The following is a 23,388-nucleotide window of genomic DNA, read 5'->3' as shown; positions in this document are numbered from 1 at the left end:
AAAGCTGAGCTGTTGGTCCATGGCTAATCTCCAGCAAGGGCTGAGAGGAAATTAGCTTATTATCGGGGACTTAATCGCAGGTTCCCTAATAAAAACAGGGTAATATAACAATGAAAACCCAGTCAAAACACACATGACAAAGCCAAAAAATCAAACAAAATACTTTAATAAAAAAACCACACACTAAACACATTTACCAAAAACCATACAACCACATAGTATCTGTCGAATAAAAACAATTTCACCAGAACAATCCGTCTATCCACACTTCAATTGCAATGAAATAACAAACACTACGGCACACTCCATTTTTTCTCATTTAAGGCACACAGATCAGTGCTTTTTACGTGGCTAAACGTCACACCTGAGCACTTACAAAAATCCTCATCTAACCCCACGATATCACTCGATAGACCAGTGACCGATTCTACCAGTAAAAACCGATAACCCATTAGCCTGGTAGCAGAACAATCCCATATAAGCGTTACGTTCTGTGTACAGTCGTTTTGTTTTTTGTTACAAATTCACGTTTGTCGTTAATGCTACGACATTCCGGTGTTATAGTGCCACGGTGACGTAATACTCAGCGCGCCAGGGAAGCTTCGTCACCTGTTAGCATTAACAATTCCCTGTGCGAGGCGCACATTATCAGTAATCCTCTGTAGTGCCTGCCTACCGCTGAATCCGGCGATGAACGCCGGACAGGGGAATGATTTGGCCGACCGGACCTCCATGATGAAAAAAGACAGCTTTAGCCGTGATGAATTATTAGCCTGTTCCCAGGGAGAGCTCTTCGGCCCAGGAAACGCTCAGCTTCCAGCCCCCAATATGCTGATGATGGATCGCATTAGCCGCATCAGTGAGGAAGGTGGCGAATACGGCAAGGGAGAAATCATTGCCGAGCTAGACATAACGCCCGATCTTTGGTTCTTCGAATGTCATTTCCCGGGCGACCCAGTCATGCCCGGCTGCCTAGGACTTGACGCGATGTGGCAGCTGGTGGGTTTCTATCTAGGCTGGCTTGGCAACCCTGGCCGCGGTCGCGCCTTGGGGTGTGGTGAGGTCAAATTCTCAGGCCAGATACTGCCACGCCACAAGACTGTGACCTATAACATACATCTGAAGCGGGTTATCACCCGCAAACTGATCATGGGTATCGCAGACGGCACCGTCAGCGTCGATGGCAAGGAGATCTACGTTGCCAAGGACCTACGTGTCGGCCTGTTTACCTCAACCGATAATTTTTGACATAACCCGGGTTAATTCATGAGACGAGTCGTTATTACTGGCCTAGGCATCACTTCCTGCCTAGGCAACTCTGCTGATGCTGTGACCGAATCACTCAGGCACGGTCGCTCTGGCATTCGCCTGAACGAAAGCTATCGCGAAATGGGCTTCCGCAGCCACGTCTCCGGCTCCGTCGAGATCGACCTGGAATCCCAAATTGACCGAAAGTACCTTCGCTTCATGGGCAACGCTGCTGCCTACGCCTACATTGCCATGCAACAGGCCATTGATGACGCAGGCCTGGAAGAAAGTGATGTGTCCAATGCAATGACGGGGCTGATCGCAGGCTCAGGCGGTGCATCTTCCAACAATATCATCGAAAGTACTGATATTCTGCGTAGCCGCGGCATCAAACGAGTAGGCCCCTATCGCGTACCGCGGACTATGGGCAGCACCGTCTCCGCCTGCCTGGCAACCCCGTTCAAAATTAAGGGTATTAATTACTCCATCACATCAGCCTGTGCCACCAGCGCGCACTGTATTGGTAATGCCCTTGAGCAGATTCAAATGGGCAAGCAAAACATTATCTTTGCGGGTGGCGGTGAAGAAGAACATTGGTCACAAAGTGCTATGTTCGATGCCATGGGCGCCCTTTCCAGCAAATACAATGACGCCCCCGAAACCGCTTCCCGCCCCTACGATGCCACTCGGGATGGCTTCGTTATCGCCGGTGGCGGCGGTATGGTTGTTCTTGAAGAGCTGGAACACGCCAAGGCCCGTGGCGCCAAAATTTATGCTGAAATCGTGGGTTACAGTGCAACTTCCGACGGTTATGACATGGTGGCGCCTTCTGGCGATGGCGCTATACGCTGCATGCAGCAGGCGCTTTCCACGGTCAACGGCGACATTGACTATATCAACACCCATGGCACCAGCACACAAGCTGGCGATATCACCGAGTTGAACGCAATCAAAGCGGTATTTGGCGATGCCATTCCAGAAATCAGCTCCACTAAATCTCTATCCGGCCATTCACTTGGAGCTGCCGGCGTCCAGGAGGCCATCTATAGCCTCCTGATGATGAAAGAAGGGTTCATCTGTGCTTCTGCCAACATTACCGAGTTGGACGAAGGCGCTGCTGGTGCTCCCATCATCACTGGCGAATCAGTATCACGCGACCTGAACCGTATTCTGTCAAACAGTTTTGGTTTTGGCGGCACCAATGCCTGTCTGGCATTTGAGAAGTTTGCGGGATAACCAATAATAAAAAGGGCAACAGCTGTTGCCCTTTTTATTATCTCTGTCCTACCCCTGCGACTAACAGGCAGGTGTCACACCAACCGTTTCAAAGGCCTCATTGACTGTCGATTCAGACACGCCTTCCTGATTGGCTGCCAGCTTTACGCCACACGCAGCTTCTGCAAAGCTTGAATCGGGTGTCCAATAAAGCATATTGGCTCGTAACATCAGACCAAAGGCCTTACGTACATCGCCATTCAGGCGCTTTGTCATTTCATAGAACGCTTTGCTAAACAGACCGCTGCCGAGGTGGGCAACATCCCCTTTATCGACATCATCAAAACTCAGGTAACAGCCAGCCACTCGATGATAACAACCCGCTGCACCATAAAGCGCAGGCTGACTGATAGATCTTATTGGGTTCTTGCTTTTACTGATACGTTCGCCGAACTGCCAAGTCAGTTGGTTTTGACCATAAAGTCGTTCATGGGCTGTTCCATCATGGCTTTTGAGATAATATTCAGCCGTAATCGCCGCCATATCTGAAAACGCCTCATTAAGCGCACCAGCCTCGCCCGCGCCTGTTAACCCTGAATGTTGTTGAGTAAAGGCATGACTGATTTCATGCGCCAACACACCCAACGATACAAACGGATAAAAGTGTTTCCCCCCGTCCCCCAGTAGCACATTCTGGCCATTCCAAACAGCGTTCTCATAATCAACACCCGCATGGACTGCGACCATAATCGATTGACCACCCGCCAGAACCGGTTGCTTATACCAACGTTCATACATAGCAACAACCATATTGCCAAAAACATAAGCATCATTAGCGGGTGAAAACGCACCATTGGACGTATCCCCTCGATTATTATCACACTCGTAATTCAGTGGCATGGCAAAATCACCATCCACCCAGAAAGTGCGATTATTCAAAGATATAACGACCAGACGCGTATTGGCCAACAGGCAAATATCATTGCTTTGTGTCACCGACAATGAAGGTAAACCACCTTCTCCAAACACATATCGTCCGGTTTTTTCATTACCACCCGGCCCTTTATCCCGATACAGGGATTTAACATTATCCCAATATTGATAAATGCTGGAATCAGCAGCATCAATTAAATAATGAGGCCACTTCTCTGGCCCATTCGATGGCCGCACCCGGAAACTCACCTGATAGACAAAATGCGCCGTACGATTACGGTCAAGCCAGATTGCCGGCCGTGTATCACTCTCAAAGATATTACCGGCAATTCCGGTTCTCTCCGTAAACTCTTCCTTCGCAAAACTGAGCATTTCTTCACGAAAAGCATCCGTTTTCAGCTCATCATCAATCGTGAGGCGTATACCTCTGGCCAACTTGCCAGAAAATTCGGCATTGCTCAGGTCTTCATCCTTGTCAGCGCCAAAATGCGCAATAACATGGCGTCCCAAAACCAACACACCCTTGTAATATTGCTGGTAACGGGCATAGCTGCTCTGCCTATTGGTAAACTGATGAATCCTGACCAGCGCATGATCCAGCGACTCAATATCCTGCTCGCTCTTATTCCGGTCATCGATGACCGTAAAGCCTTTCAGCACCCTCTTATCAAACAACTCCAGCCGTAGATCGTCAATCGCAGCCTGAGCGTTGGTTGAAAGCCATAACATCACCCATAGAATGCAGTTCAAGATAGGCTTGAAAGCCATGATATCGTCCCTGAAATCTCAACTATCAATTTATACAGATAAAAGTCGCTCTATCTATTAATAAAACCCTATCAACTTCACTATAGACCGGAACCCGAAAGAAACTATCTCATTAGCGCTCAGTCTTACTGTAGTGGTCAGTTGTGTTTATTTGCAGCAGCGGCCTGGATGCCGCGGTAGCGAAGCAGGACAAGGATTGTCCTGTCAGAGCGGGCGGAGAATAGACACAACTGCCCGCCGCTGGCACGGCGTTATAAACACTTCCGTATAACAGAAACATGAGGCATAAAAAATGCCGGGAAGCGTACACTTTCCGGCATCTTCATACGGTACAAATAGAAGCTAATTAGCCAGCCACTTCTACCAGGAACTTATTGAGACGTTTGACATAGGCCGCAGGGTCATCCAGTTTGCCACCTGCAGCCAAGCTGGCCTGATCAAAGATAATATGCACCAGATCGCCAAACCGGTCTTCATCAGGCTCATTATCCAGCCGGGTAATCAGAGCATGATCAGCATTAATTTCCATGATCGGCTTACTTTCAGGTACATCCTGACCCGCCGCCTGGAGAATGCTCTTCATCTGAGCCCCCATATCAAACTGACCAACCACCAGGCAAGCCGGTGAATCAGTCAGACGGTTCGTCACCCGCACCTCTTCTACACCGTCAGCCAGAACGTTCTTAATACGTGCAACCAGGTCTTCGTGTTCTTTGGCGGCCTCTTCCTTGGCTTTCTGATCAGCTTCATCATCCAGGCTACCGAGATCCAGGTCACCACGACCAACATCAACGAACGACTTGCCGTCAAATTCGTGCATATGGGACATCAGCCACTCATCGACACGATCAGTCAGCAACAGGACTTCAATACCCTTTTTACGGAAGACTTCCAGATGAGGGCTATTGGCCGCCGCATTGTAGCTTTCCGCTGTAATGAAGTAGATCTTCTCCTGACCTTCTTTCATGCGACCCATGTAATCGGCCAGGGCAACCGTCTGTGCGGATGTAGCAGCATGTGTGGACGCAAAGCGCAGCAGAGACGCGATCTTCTCACGGTTAGCAAAGTCTTCCGCCGGACCTTCCTTCAGCACCTGACCAAATTCATTCCAGAACGCCTGGTAGGTTTCTGCGTCACTTTTCGCCAACTTGGACAGCATATCCAACACCCGCTTGGTCAGAGCGGTTTTCATGCTTTCCACCTGCGGGTCTTTCTGCAGAATTTCACGGGAGACGTTCAGGGACAGGTCATTAGAGTCAACCACACCCTTGATGAAGCGCAGGTACATGGGCAGGAACTGCTCGGCTTCATCCATGATGAACACACGCTGCACATAGAGCTTCAGGCCCTGCTGCATGTCACGGTTATACAGGTCGAACGGTGCTTTGGATGGCACATAGAGAAGACTGGTGTATTCCAGCTTACCCTCAACCCGGTTATGGCTCCACTTCAGCGGATCAGCAAAATCGTGGCTGATATGCTTGTAGAATTCTTTGTACTCTTCATCGCTGATCTCACTGCGACTCCGGCACCAGAGCGCTTTCGCAGTATTAACCGTTTCCCACTCTGGCTCGACCTCAGCCTTTTCTTCACCCTCTTCCGGTTCCGGCTGCTCCTTGAGCATCAGAACAGGCAGGGAAATATGGTCAGAATACTTGCGAATAATGGAACGCAGACGCCAGCCATCGGCAAAATCCTGCTGCTCTGACTTGAGGTGCAGGATAATGGTAGTGCCACGCTTCTCGCGATCAATAGACTCAACCGTAAATTCACCGGTACCTTCAGAAATCCAGCGAACACCTTCCTGCTCACCGACCTTACGGGTTTCTACCGTGACTTTGTCCGCCACAATGAAAGCAGAGTAAAATCCGACACCAAACTGACCGATCAGCTGGGCGTCTTTCTTCTGATCGCCTGTCATCTGCTTCAGGAATTCACCGGTACCGGACTTGGCAATGGTACCCAGGTTATCAATGACTTCCTGACGATTCATACCAACACCATTGTCAGTGATGGTGACGGTCTTGGCCTCTTTGTCAAAACTGACCCGGATATCCAGGTTTGGATCAGACTCCAGCAGGCTGCTGTCGTGCAGCGCGGCAAAACGCAATTTGTCAGCTGCATCGCTGGCATTGGAAATCAGTTCACGCAGAAAGACTTCCGGGTGGGAGTACAAAGAGTGAATCATCAACTGCAGCAGCTGCTTGACTTCTGTCTGAAACCCCAGGGTCTCCTTACTGGCTTCAACGGTCATACGGTGCTCTATCCTCTTGAATTCAGCATGACAAACAAATACTGAAAACCTAGATAAGGTCATCCCGACTGATTTCAAGGGCAGATTTCCAGCAAATTCATTTCAGCCCCATCAAACTTCGCACTTTGCGACCGAACGGCTACACATTCGCTTCGGCAAATAACACCATCGTCATTGACCATAACAACCGTTCAAAATACTTATTGTCGCTGATGGCCATGGCCCCTAAGATGCGCCGCTTTGGCATTGAACCGCCCCGTCGCGGTGACAAGATCTTCGATCGCCACCTGTCAGGACGACAGCATTACATGCCCAACATCTGGTGCAGTCGCGTACCGCCGGAGGACAAGCAGAGACACGATGACACCCATTTCATTTATTTACGGCCCCATGAAATCCGGCAAGACTGCACGACTGATCGGTGATTTTTACGCGCTGTCTGAGCACTACAAAGTCACCGTTGTCCGCCCGTCCATTGATACCCGGTCACCGGATGGCTATGTGAAAAGCCGCAATGGCAGCGAACTGCAATGCAAAGTGTTTGCGTCTACGGATCAATTGCTGTCAATAATGAATGCGTCGGGCACCGAGGTTCTGCTGGTCGATGAAGCCCAATTCCTGCCTGCCGAAACCGTCAAGCAGTTAATCCGCCTCAGCCTGAACACTGCACTGCAGGTGCGTTTCTACGGCCTGATGACGGATTACCTGGGCAATATTTTTGAAGCTTCGGAAACCATCACGAAGTTTTCGCAGAAACTGGAACCCCTGTTTGCCAATTGCCACTGCGGCAAACCGGCCCAGTTCACCCAGTTTACCGGTGAAAGCAATGGCCGAACCATCATCGTCGGCCACGATGAAGAATACTTTCCCGTTTGCACCCATTGTTTCCTGGAAGCCTGTTAACCATGACCGATTGCCAGACCAACCATTTTGTTGCTGTAGAAGCTAACATCGCCGCCGGTAAATCGACGCTGCTGCCGCGTCTTGCCGAGGCCATGGGCTGGGAAGCTCTGAAGGAACCGGTTGACGACCCACGCTTTACTGAACTGCTGGAAGATTTCACCAGGCATCCACACGATGCCAACCGCCGTATTCGCTTCCAAAAGTACATCACCGAGCGTCGTGCGACACTGGTAGAAGGCTTGGACCGAGGCAAGAACTACCTGATCGAGCGCTCGCTCTACTCAGACCTGATTTTTTCCCAGGCGAACTTCCTGTCCATGGAACAACCTGATGCCATGTACATGGATTATTACTACGACATCAAGCGCCGTCTGGAGCATTATCCACGCATCAGCGCTGTTGTATACCTCCAGACGAACCCGACAGTTGCCCATAGCCGCCTGCTGGAACGCGCCCGTTCAGCCGAATCAGGCACACCGCTGGCTTACTTGGAAGACCTGCATCGTTTCCACGAAGCCTGCCTTCCCCAAATCTGCCGGGAAATGCAGACCCCCATGCTGACCGTCAACTGGAATGCGTTCGGCTGCGAGCATGAGCTGGCCAAAATGATCTTTGCTACCATCGAAGATAATCAGCCATTGGCTGCCTGAACCCATATTAAAAAGGGCCTCTAAGAGGCCCTTTTGCTTGTTAAGCATTCTCTTGCTCCAAACCAAACCATTTCAATCGTTCATGTAACTGAACCACTTCACCCACAATGATGAGTGTGGGCGGCTTGATTTTTATCTCAGCAATATCGCTGACGATTGAGTCCAGAGTACCGGTGTAAACACGTTGATCACGTGTCGTACCCTGCTGAATCAACGCAACAGGCGTTTCCGGGCTACGACCATGGTCAACCAATTCCTGGCAGATTCTGGGAAGCCCCATTAATCCCATATAAAAGACCAGTGTCTGATCTTTGCGCACCATCTCCGACCAGTTCAAATCATAACCACCGTCTTTTAGATGGCCAGTCACAAAGCGAACAGACTGCGCATAGTCACGATGTGTCAGGGGAATACCGGCATAACTCGCACAACCGGAGGCGGCCGTAATACCCGGAACGACCTGGAAAGGAATACCTTCTTCGGCAAGGGTATCGATTTCTTCTCCGCCACGGCCAAAGATAAACGGATCGCCACCTTTGAGACGTAAAACACGCTTGCCCTCTTTAGCCAGTTTCACGAGCAGCATATTAATATCGCCTTGGGGTAAGGTATGCTGATCCCGGCGTTTACCCACATAAACATAATCAGCATCACGCCGGCACAGGGCCAGCACATCTTCTGAGACCAGACGGTCATGCAACACGACATCCGCCTGTTGCATCAACCGGAGAGCACGGAAGGTCAACAAATCGGGATCACCAGGCCCACCACCAACAAGATAAACTTCGCCAACCTGTTGTTCATCCTGTGCGTCCAGCGCCTGGCCAATCATCTTCCGAGCCTGTTCCATGTTGCCGGCCAGTGCCTGCTCTGCAGCCGGCCCTCCCAGCACCTTCTCCCAGAAATAGCGGCGATCATTCAGGCTGGAAAATCGGGCTTTGACCTGCGTCCGGAAGCTGCCAGCCAACTCCGCCAAGCGCCCGTAACCATCGGGAAGCAAACTTTCCAGACGGGTACGCAACAACCTGGCCAGCACTGGCGCCTTACCTGCACTGGATACGGAAACAATTAGAGGGGAGCGATCTATGATGGCTGGCATAATGGCATTACCCTGCTCTGCCCCATCCACCACATTCACGGTCAAACCGCGGGCTTTAGCGGCCTCCGCAACAGCGCCATTCACCGCATCGCTGTCTGTTGCAGCAATGACCAGCCGAACACCACTCAGGTCTTCATCCAGAAAAGGACGTTGAATGATTTCATGTCGCTGGTGATCCAGCATACCGGCCAGCTCTTCAAGAATATCCGGCGCTACCAGACGAATGCGCGCCCCTGCTGAAAGCAGTAACCGAATCTTGCGAAGCGCTACAGCATCACCACCAACCACCAGGCATACGGTATCCCTGACATCCAGATACAGCGGCAGATAATCCACTGTCGCACCCCCATCTTATTCTCTAAGCGACCGGTTCCCTGTCTGTTCCTGTCCCTTGCGATGGCATTTTACACCTAGTAAACGACAAAACGCTTATAAAACCCTGAAATATCCTTATACGAAAAAGGCTTTTTACCGAAACCATACCCCTGAAAACATCAAATATGGTAACCTCGGTGCGCCTGAAAAGGTTTAAAAAAAGAGCGGCAAACGCCACAAAGAGAACTGCCGTTCCCCACGGCACGCAGGTATCGACAAGGACCAGTAATGACCCAAGAGAGTCGCTATATTGTCGCGCTGGATCAAGGCACCACCAGCTCCCGCAGTATCATCTTTGATCATGACGCACAGATTGTCGGCATTTCACAACGGGAATTCACGCAGATTTATCCCCGGGCCGGCTGGGTCGAGCATGATCCCATGGAAATCTGGGCGACCCAGAACGCCACACTGACAGAAGTCCTCGACAAGGCCGGTATTGGCGTCGAAGAGGTCGCAGCCATCGGCATCACCAACCAGCGTGAAACAACGGTCGTCTGGGATCGCCACACAGGCAAGCCGATTTACAACGCTATCGTTTGGCAATGCCGCCGAACCGCCGAGATCTGTGAGTCCCTGAAAAAACAGGGCATGGAAGACTATGTCCGTGAAAACACCGGACTGGTACTCGACCCTTATTTTTCCGGCACCAAGATTCGCTGGATTCTGGACAATGTGGATGGCGCACGGGAAAAGGCCGAAAAAGGTGATCTGCTGTTTGGCACCGTGGACACCTGGCTGGTCTGGAAACTGACCAATGGTCGTACTCATGTCACCGATTACACCAACGCCTCCCGAACCATGCTGTTCAATATCAAGACACTGGAGTGGGATGAGACGCTGCTGGAAGCCCTGCAAATTCCACGTAGCATGCTTCCAGAGGTCAAAAGCTGCAGCGAGATCTATGGAAAAACCACGCTTCGCAACAATATCAGCGTTCCGATCGCCGGTATTGCCGGTGATCAGCAGGCGGCCCTGTTTGGCCAGCAATGCTATGAGAAAGGCATGGCTAAAAACACCTACGGCACGGGATGTTTCATGCTGATGAATACCGGTGAAACACCGGTTCCTTCCAGCCACGGATTGCTGACGACCATCGCCTATGGCCTGAATGGCAAGGTGAATTACGCTCTGGAAGGAAGTGTCTTCATGGGCGGTGCCTCTATCCAGTGGCTACGGGATGAAATGGGACTGGTGCGGGATTCTGCTGACTCCGAATATTTTGCCAGCAAAGTTGATGATGCCAACGGCGTCTACATGGTGCCGGCATTTACCGGACTTGGAGCGCCCTATTGGGATGCCCATGCTCGTGGCACCATTGTTGGCCTTACCCGTGGCGCTAACCGCAACCACATAATCCGGGCCACCCTGGAAGCCATTGCCTACCAGTCACGCGACGTACTGGATGCCATGCAACAGGACGCCGGTATTGAACTCCACCAATTACGTGTTGACGGTGGCGCCTCTGCCAATGAGTTCCTGATGCAGTTCCAGGCCGATATGCTGGGTGTTGATGTGGTACGTTCCGGCATTACAGAAACGACGGCAGCGGGTGCCGCCTGCCTGGCAGGTCTTGCGGTTGGCTTCTGGGACAGCGTCGATGCATTCAAACAAAAAGCCAGTGATGCCTCGATTTTCACAGCGTCCATGCCTGCCGAGGAGGTCGAGCAGCGCTACAAGGGCTGGCAAAAAGCCCTGAAACGGTCCTTGGCATGGAATAGCGACGATTAATCCAGCACAAAAAAACCCGGCAATAGCCGGGTTTTTTATTAAAACGACAATGTAATTACTGAATAATCTCAATGCCGCCCATATAGGGTTTCAGTGCATCAGGCACGTGTATCCGACCTTCGGCATCCTGGTAGTTCTCAATGACAGCCACCATGGCACGGCCAACAGCCACACCGGAGCCATTCAGGGTATGCACCAGCTCAGGCTTGCCTTCGGCATTACGAAAACGGGCCTGCATCCGGCGCGCCTGGAAATCCAGGCAGTTGGAAACAGAAGAAATCTCACGGTACTTCTGCTGACCGGGCAACCAAACTTCCAGGTCATAGGTCTTGGTTGCGCCAAAGCCCAGATCGCCGCCACACAATGCAACGACACGGTAAGCCAGACCCAGCTTCTGTAAGATCGCTTCCGCATGACCGGTCATTTCTTCCAGCGCGTCAAAAGACTTCTCCGGATGAACAATCTGTACCATCTCGACCTTGTCGAACTGGTGCTGACGGATCATACCTTTGGTGTCTTTGCCATAACTACCGGCTTCACTACGGAAACAAGGCGTGTGCGCCGTCAGGCGTAATGGCAGTTCAGCGGATTCAAGAATGGCATCCCGCACAATGTTGGTCAGCGGTACTTCTGATGTCGGAATCAGATAATATGGCTTTTCTTCACCCTCGCAGGAGGTCTTGAACAGGTCTTCCTCAAACTTGGGCAGCTGACCGGTACCACGCAGTACATGGTCGTGTACCAGGTAAGGGGTATAGCACTCTTCATAACAGTGTTCACTGGTCTGCACATCAAGCATGAACTGCGCCAGTGCACGGTGCAGGCGTGCGATCTGGCCACGCATCAGAGTAAAACGAGCTCCAGACAGCTTAGCGCCGGTTTCAAAATCCAGACCATAGGCCTGACCCAGCTCGACGTGATCTTTCGGTTCAAAGTCTAACTGCTTGGGCTCACCCCATTTGCGGACTTCGAGGTTATCCTCTTCATCCTTGCCTTCCGGTACTGACTCGTGCGGCAGGTTGGGCACGGTCATGAAAATGCCGTCCAGCTCCGCCTGAAGGTCCTTCAGCGTCTGCTCGGAGGTCTTCAGTTCCTCGTTAATGCTATCCAAACGGGACTTGAGCTCAGTGACATCCTCGCCTTTTGCCTTCAACATGCCGAACTGCTTGGAACCGGACTTTCGCTCGCTCTGCAGTTGTTCGGTACGCAGCTGGATGGACTTCCGCTCGGCATCCAAGGACATGATCCGTTCCACATCCAGTTCGTAGTGCTTCTTGCGCAGCAGGGCCGCGACTTCCTCAGGATTGGCGCGAACGTATTTGGGATCTAGCATGAGAGCTCTGTTACCTTGTCTGTATTAAGCAAAGACCTTACCGGCCAGCGCGTAACCGGCCCAGGTTGCCAACAGGCAACCTGCCACACTGGTCAGCATGTAGGCAATGGCGCCTACCGGGTCGCCGTCCTGTATCAGGCGAAACGCATCCAGCGAAAACGTCGAAAAAGTGGTTAATGCACCCAGGAAACCGACCATGATGAACTGCCGCCAGATCGGCGGTAATGAAGCCTGTTCAACCAGTGCGTAGTAAGTCACGCCAATGATAAAAGATCCAATAATATTGGCAACCAGCGTGGGCACCGGGAACAGCTTTGCTTGACCCAGCTCAGCAAAACCCAGGTAGATCAATGCCCTGGAGACCGCGCCAAGCGCGCCACCCAGGGCAATGGCAATCCATTCAAACCAGAGAAACATAAGACAATATTCCGATTTCATTCAAAACAGGAAAGTACCTGCTCAAGGTATTCCAGACAGCCGTCTGAGATTAATCGTCAGGATGAAGATCGTCGGGGATTGGGAGCCGCTGCATCCAGCGATTGCAGCCATTCCAGCTTCTGACGAATTTTACTTTCCAGACCGCGATCCGAAGGGTCGTAATAGCGCCGGGGCTCCATATCCTCCGGAAAATAACATTCGCCGGCGGCGTAGGCATTCGGCTCATCATGGGCATAACGGTATCCCTCATGATGCCCCAGTGATTTCATCAACTGGGTCGACGCATTGCGAATATGCAGCGGCACCTCATAGGAAGGGTTATTCCTGACATCATCAAACGCAGCCTTCATCGCCCGATAAACGGCATTACTCTTTGGTGCACAGGCACAATATACCGTCGCATGGGCAACGGCAAGCAACCCTTCCGGACTTCCCAGCCGCTCATAAGCCTGCCAGGCATTGAGGGTCATCTCCAGGGCTCGGGGATCTGCGTTGCCGATATCCTCGCTGGCAATCGCCACCAGCCGTCGTACGACATAGAGAGGGTCAGCGCCACCATCCACCATTCGGGCAAACCAGTAGAGCGCAGCATCCGGGCTGGAGCCCCTGACCGATTTGTGAAAAGCGGATATTTGATCGTAAAAAGCATCACCGCCCTTATCAAAGCGACGACTACTGTCTGCCAGCACACCCTGCAAAATCTTCGGAGTGATAGCCTGATCCGACGCCAGATCAACCGCGATCTCCAGCAGATTTAACAATCGTCGTGCATCACCATCAGCAGCACGAAACAACATGGCTTTTGCTTCATCTGTCAGCACCGGTGGGTTTTCACCCAAACCATGTTCCTTATCGTTCAGGGCGTGTTCCAGCACACTGGCCAACGCCTCTTGTTCCAAAGGCTTGAGTACATAGACACGGGCCCGGGACAACAACGCATTATTTAGCTCAAAGCTGGGATTTTCAGTCGTCGCGCCAATGAAAATAATGGTGCCGTCTTCAATATGCGGCAGAAACGCATCCTGCTGGCTCTTGTTGAAACGGTGGACCTCGTCCACAAAGAGAATACTGCGTCGTCCACTCTGCTCGCGGGCCATACGCGCCCGCTCTACTGCGGCACGAATATCCTTAACACCCGACAACACGGCAGAAAGCGTTTCAAAATGCGCATCACAAACATTGGCCACAAGTCTGGCCAGTGTCGTTTTACCGACACCTGGCGGCCCCCAAAGCACCATGGAATGGGGGCGGCCCTGCTCAAGCGCCTCCCGCAACGGTTTACCTTTTGCAAGAATATGGGATTGCCCGAGGTAATCATCCAGGGTATGTGGCCGCATCCGGGCAGCCAGTGGTTCATAGGGTTTTTCCAGGGTATCAAACAGAGAGCGGCTCATGGGTTGTTGCGGTGTCCTTATCAGCTCTCATCGTCAATCACATCCACGCCGGGCGGGATATACAGTTCAAAGTCTTTCTCTGCTAGCTTTCGCTTACTGCTGCTGGACAGATTACTGAATTCAATACGGGTTCTGGCACCAAGCGCATCGGTCAGCATCATTTCCCGGAGCGTCTTGCCCTGGAACGATAACTGCAGGTTTTCAAACAGCGCATCCTGTCCTTTCGGTATCAACGTAAACAAAGCCACACCATCAGCAACCGATTCAGTAACACGAAAGTTTCTGGTCAGATCCGCCGTTTCACCACTCAGGATCAATGCCGGCGTGGTATTGGTGCGAGCATCCAGTTTCTGAATCGTGACTTGTTCAAGATCCATATCATACAGCCAGACCTTCTGGCCATTGGACACTACGACCTGGGGAAAGGGTTTCTTGACCTCCCAGCGGAACAGGTTCGGCCGTTGAACAGTCATCACCCCTTCAGATTCCTGAATACGCTTACCACTGGCTTCCAGTGTATGCTGTGCAAATCCAGCCTGAATGTAATGAAGCGGATTCAGCAACTTCGCCAGCTGACTCGCCGCCTGCTGCTCCTGGGCTGACACCTCAACAGTATTCATTTTGTTGCTTGGCGCACTCTCACCATAAGCCGGTGATGTCAGCAACGTAATAGACAAGGCCAATCCGCCCAGGCGACGGATGGAGAATTTATCGCTCTGAAACATGCAATAGGATTCTGCTCTGAAAACTGCGGTTAAGGGTAACACAAGCTTTCCCTGAAGGATGGCAGTTTTGATCAACCACCCTTCACCTTCAGGCCAATGCCGTTATGTTACTACCGTGGTGGCGGAGGTGCGATCACTTCCCGGTTACCGTTACTGCCCATGGCAGAAACTACACCAGCCGCTTCCATGCTTTCGATCATCCGGGCTGCACGGTTGTAACCGATTTTGAGCTTGCGCTGAACCGAAGAGATAGATGCACGTCGTGTCTCAGTCACAAAGGCAACCGCCTCATCGTACAGGGGATCCTGCTCTTCATCACTGCTGACACCAAAAGCGCCTGCTTCACCATCAGCATCCCCGGCACCACTGAGAACATCCTCGATATAATTGGGTTCCTGACGCTTCTTCCAGTCAGCCACAACCCGGTGCACCTCATCATCACTGACGAAAGCACCATGAACCCGTACAGGGAGGCTGGTACCGGGCGGCAGATATAACATATCACCATGCCCCAACAACTGTTCACCGCCGCCCTGATCCAGAATGGTCCGTGAATCGATCTTTGACGAGACCTGGAAACTGATCCGGGTCGGAACGTTCGCTTTGATCAGCCCCGTAATGACATCCACAGAAGGACGCTGTGTTGCCAGGATCAAATGAATGCCTGCCGCCCGCGCTTTCTGGGCGATTCGGGCAATCAGCTCTTCAACTTTCTTGCCGACAATCATCATCATGTCAGCAAATTCGTCAATTACGACAACGATAAAGGGCAATTTTTCAAGTTCTGGCGCAAGGTCATCGGCGGAAACCGATTGGTAGAAAGGATCCCGCAACGGCTCACCAGCCTTTTCAGCTTCTTCCAGCTTGCGATTGAAACCTGCCAGGTTTCTCACCCCCATAGCGGCCATCAACTTATAACGCCGCTCCATCTCAGCGACACACCATCGCAGGGCGTTAGCCGCTTCTTTCATATCCGTGACAACAGGCGCCAGCAAATGCGGAATACCGTCATAGACCGAGAGCTCCAGCATTTTCGGGTCAACCATGATAAGGCGGACCTCTTCCGGAGACGCCTTGTAGAGCATACTCAGAATCATCGCATTTACACCTACCGACTTACCGGAACCCGTTGTACCGGCAACCAGCAAGTGGGGCATTTTTGCGAGATTTGCGACCATCGGATGGCCACCAATATCATGCCCCAGCGCCAGGGTGAGCGGCGACTCTGATTCATCAAAAACTTTTGACGCAATCAGCTCACTGAAATAGACAATCTCCCGGTCCTCATTTGGAATCTCAATGCCTACGACTGATTTGCCTGGAATGACCTCAACCACCCGCACACTGATTACAGCCAGAGAACGGGCAATATCTTTCGCAATATTGGTGATCTTGCTGACCTTGACACCAGCAGCCGGTTGAATCTCAAACCGGGTTATAACCGGCCCTGGGTGAACAGCGACCACTTCCGCATCAACACCGAAGTCTTTCAGCTTAAGTTCCAGTAAGCGTGACATCCCCTGCAGGGATTCTTCGGAATACCCTTTTTTACGTGAATGATCCGGTGCATCCAACAAACCCACGGCAGGCAGACTACCTTCGACAGCCGTATCGTCAAACAAGACCTGCTGTTTTTCCTTCACGGCTCGTGTACTGGGTTCAGGTTTTTTCGGTAGCGGTGCTATCGCCGGAGGCGTGCGTTCAGCCTGTTTGGCTTTTTCTTTCTGAATAACAGACTCACGCTCCTGCCGTATTTTTTCAACGGTCTGTTTTTCCCTGCGGGCTTCTATGTTGACAACCAGTTTTCTGAACCCATTTTGAAACAGCGAAAAACCATCCAGCGTCCACTTACCCACCAGATCCATGAGGCGGAACCAGGACAAGTCCGTTAACAGTGTTAAACCAAACAGAAATAACGAGAGAAAAATCAGGGAAGTGCCAAAACGGTTCAGTGCAGGTAGCGCAACATCCAGTACCAGCTTACCCAAAATGCCGCCGCTCGACGCCGGCAACCCGGCGCCAGCCTGTAAATAATGCAGAGCTGCCAGCGCACAGGCGCTGGTCAGTACCAACAACAGTCCGGCAAAACGAAGGGTAAATAGTGGCCAGTTCCAGCCACGGATTTCGTAACGATCACGAAACACGGTCCAGGCTTTCCAGGCTAAGAGCAGCGGAAAGAGAAACGCCATATGGCCAAACAGGGAAAACAGCACATCCGCAAACCAGGCACCCGCCCTGCCCGCACTGTTCACGACCATTTGCGAATGGCCGATATGCGTCCAGCCGGGATCGCCGGCATCATACGTCACCAGCGCCATGCAAAGATAAGCAGCGGCAACCAAAAGGGTCAACATGAACCCTTCCTTGAGTCTCAGAGCAAACGGCCCGGGCTGCCTGCTCTCAGTGTCCTGTTTTTTCTGCTGTTTCACTCTAGACCTGAAAATCTGACGCTAACGTAACATTCTCTATTGTAAGTCTTTTCCGTGAGGAATCTACGGTGGTCATTACCTGATTCCCGAAGCAGGAACGATTACATCACACATCGGCGCTTACAGCTGGGCAAGCGCCTGCGCATAAGATCGAATGGCTGCACCATTTTCCAGTTTATGCAAGAAACGCTCGGGAATCGCATTCACACCATGGAAAGCACCCACCAATGCACCGGTCAGAGCGGCTCTGGCAACATTCTCTCCCCCACTATTACTGGCAGACAGAATGGCCATTTCGAAACTGTCGGGATAACGGTATAGGAGATAGTAAGCTGCAGGTAGAAGATGTGTCACCTGACAATCCATACCAAATACGAGACTAATATATTTAGCGGGTTCCACACTGACCATTTCGGGTCGTTCAGCAATCTGCCCCAAACCTGGCTGCTGCAGAGAGCCGTATGATCCAACCCGACCCATAACATCCGGATTTCCCGACATGCCAGTCACAGTTTCATCCAATTCCGCCAGAGAGATCCCTTGAATCAAACTCTGAACGGTAAGCGCATACACCAGCTGACAGGCACGAAGATAGTGGTCTCGATAAAGTACCTTCAATAACCGATCAGCCGCTTCAGCCAATGACCGTCGATCACTGCATAGCGCTGCCAAGATCACGCAAAGCTGCGCCCCCAGAGAGGTATCCGCATCGGTTGGTAGCTCAGGTGAGTTCCAGTCAATACCCTGTCGGCGTTTTTGCCAGAGATCTCTGACGAGACCCTCAGTGTATCGACCAGATAACGGCTCACCATTGAGCTCGCTTAAAAGGCCGTCTAAAGCACGGGCAAAGACAGCAACATCAAAACTTTTCTGCTCAACTACTGATTCAAGCAACAGGAATAATATCTGCCCGGTTTGAGAATAATTACCGGCTCTCAGCCCGTGTTCCAAACGGTACTGACTGATATGCCGACAACCATGCTCACTCTTGACCACAGGATCCAGGTAGTCCGTCACCCACGAGCCAACATCATGCTCCAGCAGATTCAGGTCATAGTACCAGTGATATCCAAGTCCAAGCGCATCACCGACAAACAGCCCCAGCAGTGCGCCTTCAATCCGCTCTTCTCGGGACAGGACTGTGCCGGCTTGTATATTGCCAGCCATGTGGATTTTTACCTGTAAACATGGGAAAACAAAGACATATCACACAGCAGCAAGGCACTGGGTGACATAACATTGGATTTCATCAGTCTAGCAGGGTGGAAGGAGAAAGATTGTCGAGCGGCAGCTAACCCTTTAGTTAACTGCCACAGTCAGAAGACTGGATTAACCAGTGAAAGCAGGCAGGACTTTCAGCATATTCAGCACTTCGAGCAGCATCACTGCGACACCGAAAGTCAGCACCAGCCAGAGACGGGCATTCCCTCCAGAGACACGGAAAGAAGATCCAGACAATCCTTGACGACGGGTCTGACGAACCATCAGTACCGGGCCAATCACACAGAAAAACGTCGCGCCCAATCCAGCAAAACCGATCGCTGTAATGAAACCGTCAGGAATAAACACGCCAAGCAACGTGGGAGGAATGAACGTCAGTGCTGCGGTCTTCAGACGACCAGGCATATCATCAGAAAACCCGAACAGGTCTGCCAGATAATCGAACAGACCCAGTGACACCCCAACAAACGAGGTCGCAACGGCCAGCTGGGAGAATACCTGTAAAGCACCCGACAGATGGACACTGATACCAGTATCTTCCAACGCACGGATCAATGCGCCGATATTACCGCCACTGCCCAACACTCCACCGAATGCTTCACGGGACAGGTTACCCATGATACTCACCTGCCACAGAATATAGATAACCAGTGCCAACAGGGAACCCGCAAGAATCGCATTGCGCAGCGGACGTGATTCCTTGCCCCCCATATACTTCACGAGGCTGGGGACACAGTTATGGAAGCCAAAGCTGACCATCATGAACGGAAGCGCCATCAAAACGAAAGGCAGACTCTCGCTCACCGGCAGTGCCGGAAAGAGTGTTTCCTGCTGCGCACTGCCGACAAGGCCACCTGTAAAGCTAAGGAACGTGATCACCATACCGGCAACCATCACGGTCGTAATACGGTCAACAGCTTTGGGTCCAATAATGACAAAAACCGATAGACCCACCGCAAATATCAGGCTAGCCAGGTGTGACTCCACCGCAATTCCCGCCAGAGACTCCATGGAATGTGAAATAATAGAGCTGCCACCGGAAATGTAGGCATAGGTCAGGATATAGCAGACGAAGGCAACAGAGGCACCATTGATCAGTCGACCGGTATTACCAATGGTTTTTCCGGCTAACGTATCAAAGCTGGCACCGTCCTTGTAATGAAGATTCACTTCAAGAAGGTACAGTGCAGAGCTGTAACAACAGAACCAGGCCAGTACAAGGACAGCAATCGATACGCTAAACCACATACCACTGCTGACAACAGGCAATGAAAACATACCGGCACCAATGCCTGTACCGGCCACAATCAAGGCTCCCCCAAGGACTTTACTCAGGCTGGATCGGGGCGTACTCCCGATATCTCCCGCAGAAACTGCAACATCATTCATTATGTACTGCCTGTATTGCCTGTATTAGAAAGTCACGTTCGTCGTCGCTCATGGATTTGAGATTGTTGGAACCCCGCGTGACAGTGGCGATACTGACCCCCAAACGCGTTGCGATTTCCCGCTGACTCTCGTTACCATCAATCAGGGCCTTTGCAATGGCGACCCTGCCATTGATGGCATTATGCTCATCCTTGGTCAGCATCAGCTTGAACAAGCGCTCAATCGCTTCTCGGTTTGTTGCGTTTTGAATCAGATTAATAAACACGGAAGTACCAACTATCCATCATTCACCATGTATCGGTGTAACAGTACAGCAGTACACACTATAGATAACATAGCGATATATACTTATTCATTGATAGGCGATTTATTTATATGAAACCGGCAGGCAAGCGAGTTAGTAACCCTTCCAGTAGTAGCGACCATAATCGACTAATACTTCGGCCTCCTTCTCTATAGGTTCGATACTGACGACAAAGACATATGGCCATCCCTGATAGGTTGCCAGTACAAAGCAGGCATTATCTCGAAGCACGGGATCAAGCTCAGAGTATGTGGTGTTAGCATTGATACAGATGGTGATATTGCCATGTCCATAGCCACACAAATCAATTTGTACACCCTCAAGGGAACAGTCCACGGCATAGCGGCCAACATTGGCACCATAGCGAGCTTTTTCTTCAGCAACATCATTACCCGCACAATAAAGGCCGGCATACGGCGCGATCACACTGAAAGCAGGAATATCACATGCTGCAATAACACCAGACTGAGCATGGAGCTTTTTTCTGGGATCCGTATGCCGTATGGTGGTCAGCTGCAAAGATGACTCAATAGTCTCTTTACGTTCGTCACCATCAAGTGATAGCCAATGCTCGATAGATTCAGCCCAGTGATCCTGTTCCATTAATGGGTGACGACCTGAAAGCGCTTTTAATCGTTGCTCAAGGGCCGGGGGAAGAATAATCAGTGGTTCTGACACTTTCTCTGAAAATGACTCTTTAAGATTACTGGCATCAGCCCCCAAAACACATAGCGGCGCCCTGTTATCCCAGTATTCAGATAGCACAAGAGAGTTATTGTTTTTCGGCTTTCTGTCGGGAAGACAATCATCAATATACTTATGTTTCTGTAATGATAAACGGTCTTTCGGTATAGAAAATGGCGAGATCATAATGCACTGCAAAGAACGTTTACTCACCCACTTGTAATGATCCTCTGAAGGGAGATACGGCTTATCTAGCTCACGGCTATCTTTTTCATCTGCACGGTTGCTATTGACCTGAAAATAACCGGCAGAGTGACCTGGTGGAATTTTCGAAGACAAGCATGACACCTTATAAATAGAATTGTTACTTGAGAATCAGCGCAGTCGTTCTATTGATTCAATTCTATGTTTTTTGATTGGCATGGTGAATGTTCCTCCACCATGTCTTAACTGTAATGAAACAGTATCAGGCTCAACAGAAACCAGAATCCCAGTAAAATGCTTGGATCGCTCTACAGAAACCTTCACATAATGTCCAACGTAATCTGAAATCTGATCAGGTGGAATAACACGGCTAGCCCCTATCTTATTTCGCAGCGGAGATTCTGGCTGTTCTTTTTTGGCAGAAGGAGGTTCCGTTTCCGGCTCTTTTACAGCCATCCTTTCCCGCTTTTTAGGCTCCGACACTTTTTCTTTTACATTAGCTTGCTGCTTGGCCTGATAACCTTTCTTTGGTACATTGAGCTCAAATGGCGTGACTGTTTTGTCATTAACACTCAGGGATAATCCTAAAACTTCAACTAAATACTGTGCCTCGTAAACACCCAGTATCATGGGATTAAAATCTTGCGGAGGATATGAGGTAATAGTGATATTATCAGGATTTTTCATAAAATCAAGGTAAGCTGCCTTCATTGGTTGATTAGGAATCAATCCCCATGAAATAGCATAATAATCATCAGGCAATACAGCAAAACGTTTGATATATTCCTCAACTGTTATTCCTTCTTTACTCGAACAAAAACGATTAACTTCCTTCATTAAACCATCATCTTGATAAACCAGCTCAAGGCTATCAATAGAAGGCATAGACATGAGATCCTGCATCCCCAAAGAGCTCAGATTCTCAAGATTTACTTTTGCGGTCACAGTATAAGCATCAGGAACACCACCGCCAATTCTTAAACTGAGTTTTTGATCCAAACGATTAAACTCATACGCCACAAACATACTTGAGAAAATTGCATCGTAACCCATTTCTTTAATTGCAGCGGGGCCAAACATATAATGCCCATCACAAACAGGTTCAACGACTCCCTCCAATCGCTGTTTAATATTGGCATTTGTTATTTTTACAGCCTGAGCATACTGGCCATATTCACTGATCAAAGGATCATTCATACCATCAAAACGTATTATTAATGAATCAGGCATTTCCCAATCATTATCCATTCTGACATCGTACATCAGCTTTATCATTTCAAATGTATTTGGAAAGACTACCGATGCTTTTTTGGTATAGACCTTATCTTCCATGTAATTTCTTGGTGCAATTTCGATCTCGGAAACAGAAATCTCCCCAAAAATATCAACCGTCACCTCGTCAAATCTAATACGCATATCAGAAGAGGCCATATAAGCAGCCTGCTCCAGCCCCTCTTTAATTCTTTTTTCTGAATAATATTTAAACCCAAACCATGCAATGAAAATCACAATCAAGAGAAAAACAAGCTTTTTTAGGAGCGAAAGAATCATTATTACACCCTAAACATCCTGTACAAAAGGCGCTTTCATACATGACAAATATTACCAATAAATAGATTATTGATCATTGTCACCGTTCTATTATAAAGAACCTTTCAAAAACCCATTTTCCAAACAAAAAAAAAAAAATCGATGCCATTAAATTGACATAAACATCTACAACATATTATGGATACATAGGCAATGACATTAAATAACACTCCCCAAAACCTTACCTGATTACCACCTAGCGTAAGCCATTCTCCCGTCTAAACTTACGACACTGGTTTTCCCTGGGTTAGGAGACGTGTCATGGCCAGTNCGCGATCAGTTTTTCAAATGGCGCTGGCCGAATGGGTTTGAATGCCCTCTGTGTTGTTGCCGGGAGTATTGCACCCTGAAAACCCGTGAACTTTACCAATGTAATCGTTGTCGCCATCAAACATCACTGACCAGCGGTACCATCCTGGAAGCCAGCAAGTTGCCCTTCACCACCTGGTTTCTGGGCATGTTTTTAATGACTCAAACCAAGAATGGCATATCAGCCCTGGC

General features: G+C 50.2%; 18 protein-coding genes and 1 pseudogene. 6 read left to right on the top strand and 13 right to left on the bottom strand.

Features of this window, described 5'->3' with window-relative positions; all coding sequences use genetic code 11:
• The first annotated feature begins 732 nt into the window (after positions 1–732).
• Together fabA and fabB are read left to right on the top strand one after the other, a co-directional pair.
• Positions 733–1,248 carry a 3-hydroxyacyl-[acyl-carrier-protein] dehydratase FabA gene (gene fabA, locus ABD892_RS00095; protein WP_345192577.1) on the top strand — a complete coding sequence of 172 codons (516 nt, stop codon included), beginning with the start codon at positions 733–735 and terminating at the stop codon, positions 1,246–1,248.
• Positions 1,249–1,266: 18 nt separating this feature from the next.
• Positions 1,267–2,484 carry a beta-ketoacyl-ACP synthase I gene (gene fabB / locus ABD892_RS00090; RefSeq protein ID WP_345192573.1) on the top strand — a complete coding sequence of 406 codons (1,218 nt, stop codon included), beginning with the start codon at positions 1,267–1,269 and terminating at the stop codon, positions 2,482–2,484.
• 60 nt (positions 2,485–2,544) lie between these two features.
• Here the strand turns inward: fabB and ABD892_RS00085 are convergent, their stop codons facing one another.
• Positions 2,545–4,164: a M4 family metallopeptidase gene (locus ABD892_RS00085; RefSeq protein ID WP_345192571.1), complete on the bottom strand. Its 1,620-nt coding sequence runs from the start codon at positions 4,162–4,164 to the stop codon at positions 2,545–2,547.
• Positions 4,165–4,510: 346 nt separating this feature from the next.
• Entirely contained in the window at positions 4,511–6,418 is a 1,908-nt protein-coding gene (gene htpG / locus ABD892_RS00080) for a molecular chaperone HtpG (protein ID WP_345192569.1), read from the bottom strand.
• A gap of 360 nt (positions 6,419–6,778) precedes the next feature.
• Between htpG and ABD892_RS00075 the strand changes: the two genes are divergently transcribed.
• Positions 6,779–7,321 (top strand): thymidine kinase, encoded by a 543-nt coding sequence (locus ABD892_RS00075; RefSeq protein WP_345192567.1) that lies wholly within the window; start codon positions 6,779–6,781, stop codon positions 7,319–7,321.
• 2 nt (positions 7,322–7,323) lie between these two features.
• A complete protein-coding gene (locus tag ABD892_RS00070) occupies positions 7,324–7,971 on the top strand; it encodes a deoxynucleoside kinase (RefSeq protein ID WP_345192565.1) in 648 nt (215 codons plus the stop codon).
• 40 nt (positions 7,972–8,011) lie between these two features.
• Here the strand turns inward: ABD892_RS00070 and cysG are convergent, their stop codons facing one another.
• Positions 8,012–9,406, bottom strand: coding sequence for a siroheme synthase CysG (gene cysG / locus ABD892_RS00065; protein ID WP_345192563.1), 1,395 nt, complete (start codon positions 9,404–9,406; stop codon positions 8,012–8,014).
• 267 nt (positions 9,407–9,673) lie between these two features.
• Between cysG and glpK the strand changes: the two genes are divergently transcribed.
• On the top strand, positions 9,674–11,176 hold the full coding sequence (glpK, locus tag ABD892_RS00060; RefSeq protein WP_345192561.1) for a glycerol kinase GlpK: 1,503 nt from the start codon (positions 9,674–9,676) through the stop codon (positions 11,174–11,176).
• Between the two features lie 55 nt (positions 11,177–11,231).
• Here glpK and serS read toward each other — a convergent pair whose 3' ends face one another.
• The 10 genes from serS to ABD892_RS00010 form a co-directional block, all read right to left on the bottom strand.
• Positions 11,232–12,509: a serine--tRNA ligase gene (serS, locus tag ABD892_RS00055; RefSeq protein ID WP_345192558.1), complete on the bottom strand. Its 1,278-nt coding sequence runs from the start codon at positions 12,507–12,509 to the stop codon at positions 11,232–11,234.
• A gap of 24 nt (positions 12,510–12,533) precedes the next feature.
• Positions 12,534–12,926, bottom strand: coding sequence for a fluoride efflux transporter CrcB (gene crcB, locus ABD892_RS00050; RefSeq protein WP_345192556.1), 393 nt, complete (start codon positions 12,924–12,926; stop codon positions 12,534–12,536).
• Positions 12,927–13,003: 77 nt separating this feature from the next.
• Positions 13,004–14,341 (bottom strand): replication-associated recombination protein A, encoded by a 1,338-nt coding sequence (locus tag ABD892_RS00045; RefSeq protein WP_345192553.1) that lies wholly within the window; start codon positions 14,339–14,341, stop codon positions 13,004–13,006.
• Positions 14,342–14,361: 20 nt separating this feature from the next.
• Positions 14,362–15,066 (bottom strand): outer membrane lipoprotein periplasmic chaperone LolA, encoded by a 705-nt coding sequence (gene lolA, locus ABD892_RS00040; RefSeq protein ID WP_345192551.1) that lies wholly within the window; start codon positions 15,064–15,066, stop codon positions 14,362–14,364.
• A 110-nt stretch (positions 15,067–15,176) separates the two neighbouring features.
• On the bottom strand, positions 15,177–17,495 hold the full coding sequence (locus ABD892_RS00035) for a DNA translocase FtsK (RefSeq protein WP_425559132.1): 2,319 nt from the start codon (positions 17,493–17,495) through the stop codon (positions 15,177–15,179).
• Positions 17,496–17,615: 120 nt separating this feature from the next.
• A complete protein-coding gene (locus tag ABD892_RS00030; protein ID WP_345192549.1) occupies positions 17,616–18,662 on the bottom strand; it encodes an ADP-ribosylglycohydrolase family protein in 1,047 nt (348 codons plus the stop codon).
• A 162-nt stretch (positions 18,663–18,824) separates the two neighbouring features.
• Positions 18,825–20,105, bottom strand: a complete 1,281-nt coding sequence (locus tag ABD892_RS00025; protein WP_345192546.1) for an aromatic amino acid transport family protein — start codon at positions 20,103–20,105, stop codon at positions 18,825–18,827.
• Positions 20,098–20,370: a trp operon repressor gene (gene trpR / locus ABD892_RS00020; protein WP_345192544.1), complete on the bottom strand. Its 273-nt coding sequence runs from the start codon at positions 20,368–20,370 to the stop codon at positions 20,098–20,100. The genes ABD892_RS00025 and trpR overlap by 8 nt, the downstream gene beginning before the upstream one ends.
• A 132-nt stretch (positions 20,371–20,502) precedes the next feature.
• A complete protein-coding gene (locus ABD892_RS00015) occupies positions 20,503–21,432 on the bottom strand; it encodes an SET domain-containing protein-lysine N-methyltransferase (RefSeq protein ID WP_345192542.1) in 930 nt (309 codons plus the stop codon).
• 36 nt (positions 21,433–21,468) lie between these two features.
• Positions 21,469–22,848, bottom strand: a complete 1,380-nt coding sequence (locus ABD892_RS00010) for an LSm family protein (protein WP_345192539.1) — start codon at positions 22,846–22,848, stop codon at positions 21,469–21,471.
• Positions 22,849–23,170: 322 nt separating this feature from the next.
• Between ABD892_RS00010 and ABD892_RS00005 the strand changes: the two are divergent.
• A pseudogene (locus ABD892_RS00005) lies at positions 23,171–23,388 on the top strand (transposase); the annotation flags it as partial.

Origin of the sequence: Kistimonas scapharcae (assembly GCF_039540975.1) — a bacterium.
Lineage (GTDB): Bacteria > Pseudomonadota > Gammaproteobacteria > Pseudomonadales > Endozoicomonadaceae > Kistimonas > Kistimonas scapharcae.
The sequence above is the reverse complement of the archived record's forward strand: the minus strand, read 5'-3'. Positions and strand labels throughout refer to the sequence as shown.

Bases quoted from the DNA above. Each gene is read 5' to 3' on its own strand.
- htpG (WP_345192569.1), bottom strand. From the start codon at position 6,418: ATGACCGTTGAAGCCAGTAAGGAGACCCTGGGGTTTCAGACAGAAGTC.
- ABD892_RS00010 (WP_345192539.1), bottom strand. From the start codon at position 22,848: ATGATTCTTTCGCTCCTAAAAAAGCTTGTTTTTCTCTTGATTGTGATT.
- ABD892_RS00070 (WP_345192565.1), top strand. From the start codon at position 7,324: ATGACCGATTGCCAGACCAACCATTTTGTTGCTGTAGAAGCTAACATC.
- serS (WP_345192558.1), bottom strand. From the start codon at position 12,509: ATGCTAGATCCCAAATACGTTCGCGCCAATCCTGAGGAAGTCGCGGCC.
- ABD892_RS00025 (WP_345192546.1), bottom strand. From the start codon at position 20,105: ATGAATGATGTTGCAGTTTCTGCGGGAGATATCGGGAGTACGCCCCGA.
- crcB (WP_345192556.1), bottom strand. From the start codon at position 12,926: ATGTTTCTCTGGTTTGAATGGATTGCCATTGCCCTGGGTGGCGCGCTT.
- ABD892_RS00085 (WP_345192571.1), bottom strand. From the start codon at position 4,164: ATGGCTTTCAAGCCTATCTTGAACTGCATTCTATGGGTGATGTTATGG.
- fabB (WP_345192573.1), top strand. From the start codon at position 1,267: ATGAGACGAGTCGTTATTACTGGCCTAGGCATCACTTCCTGCCTAGGC.
- ABD892_RS00030 (WP_345192549.1), bottom strand. From the start codon at position 18,662: ATGGCTGGCAATATACAAGCCGGCACAGTCCTGTCCCGAGAAGAGCGG.
- glpK (WP_345192561.1), top strand. From the start codon at position 9,674: ATGACCCAAGAGAGTCGCTATATTGTCGCGCTGGATCAAGGCACCACC.
- ABD892_RS00045 (WP_345192553.1), bottom strand. From the start codon at position 14,341: ATGAGCCGCTCTCTGTTTGATACCCTGGAAAAACCCTATGAACCACTG.
- ABD892_RS00075 (WP_345192567.1), top strand. From the start codon at position 6,779: ATGACACCCATTTCATTTATTTACGGCCCCATGAAATCCGGCAAGACT.
- fabA (WP_345192577.1), top strand. From the start codon at position 733: ATGATGAAAAAAGACAGCTTTAGCCGTGATGAATTATTAGCCTGTTCC.
- lolA (WP_345192551.1), bottom strand. From the start codon at position 15,066: ATGTTTCAGAGCGATAAATTCTCCATCCGTCGCCTGGGCGGATTGGCC.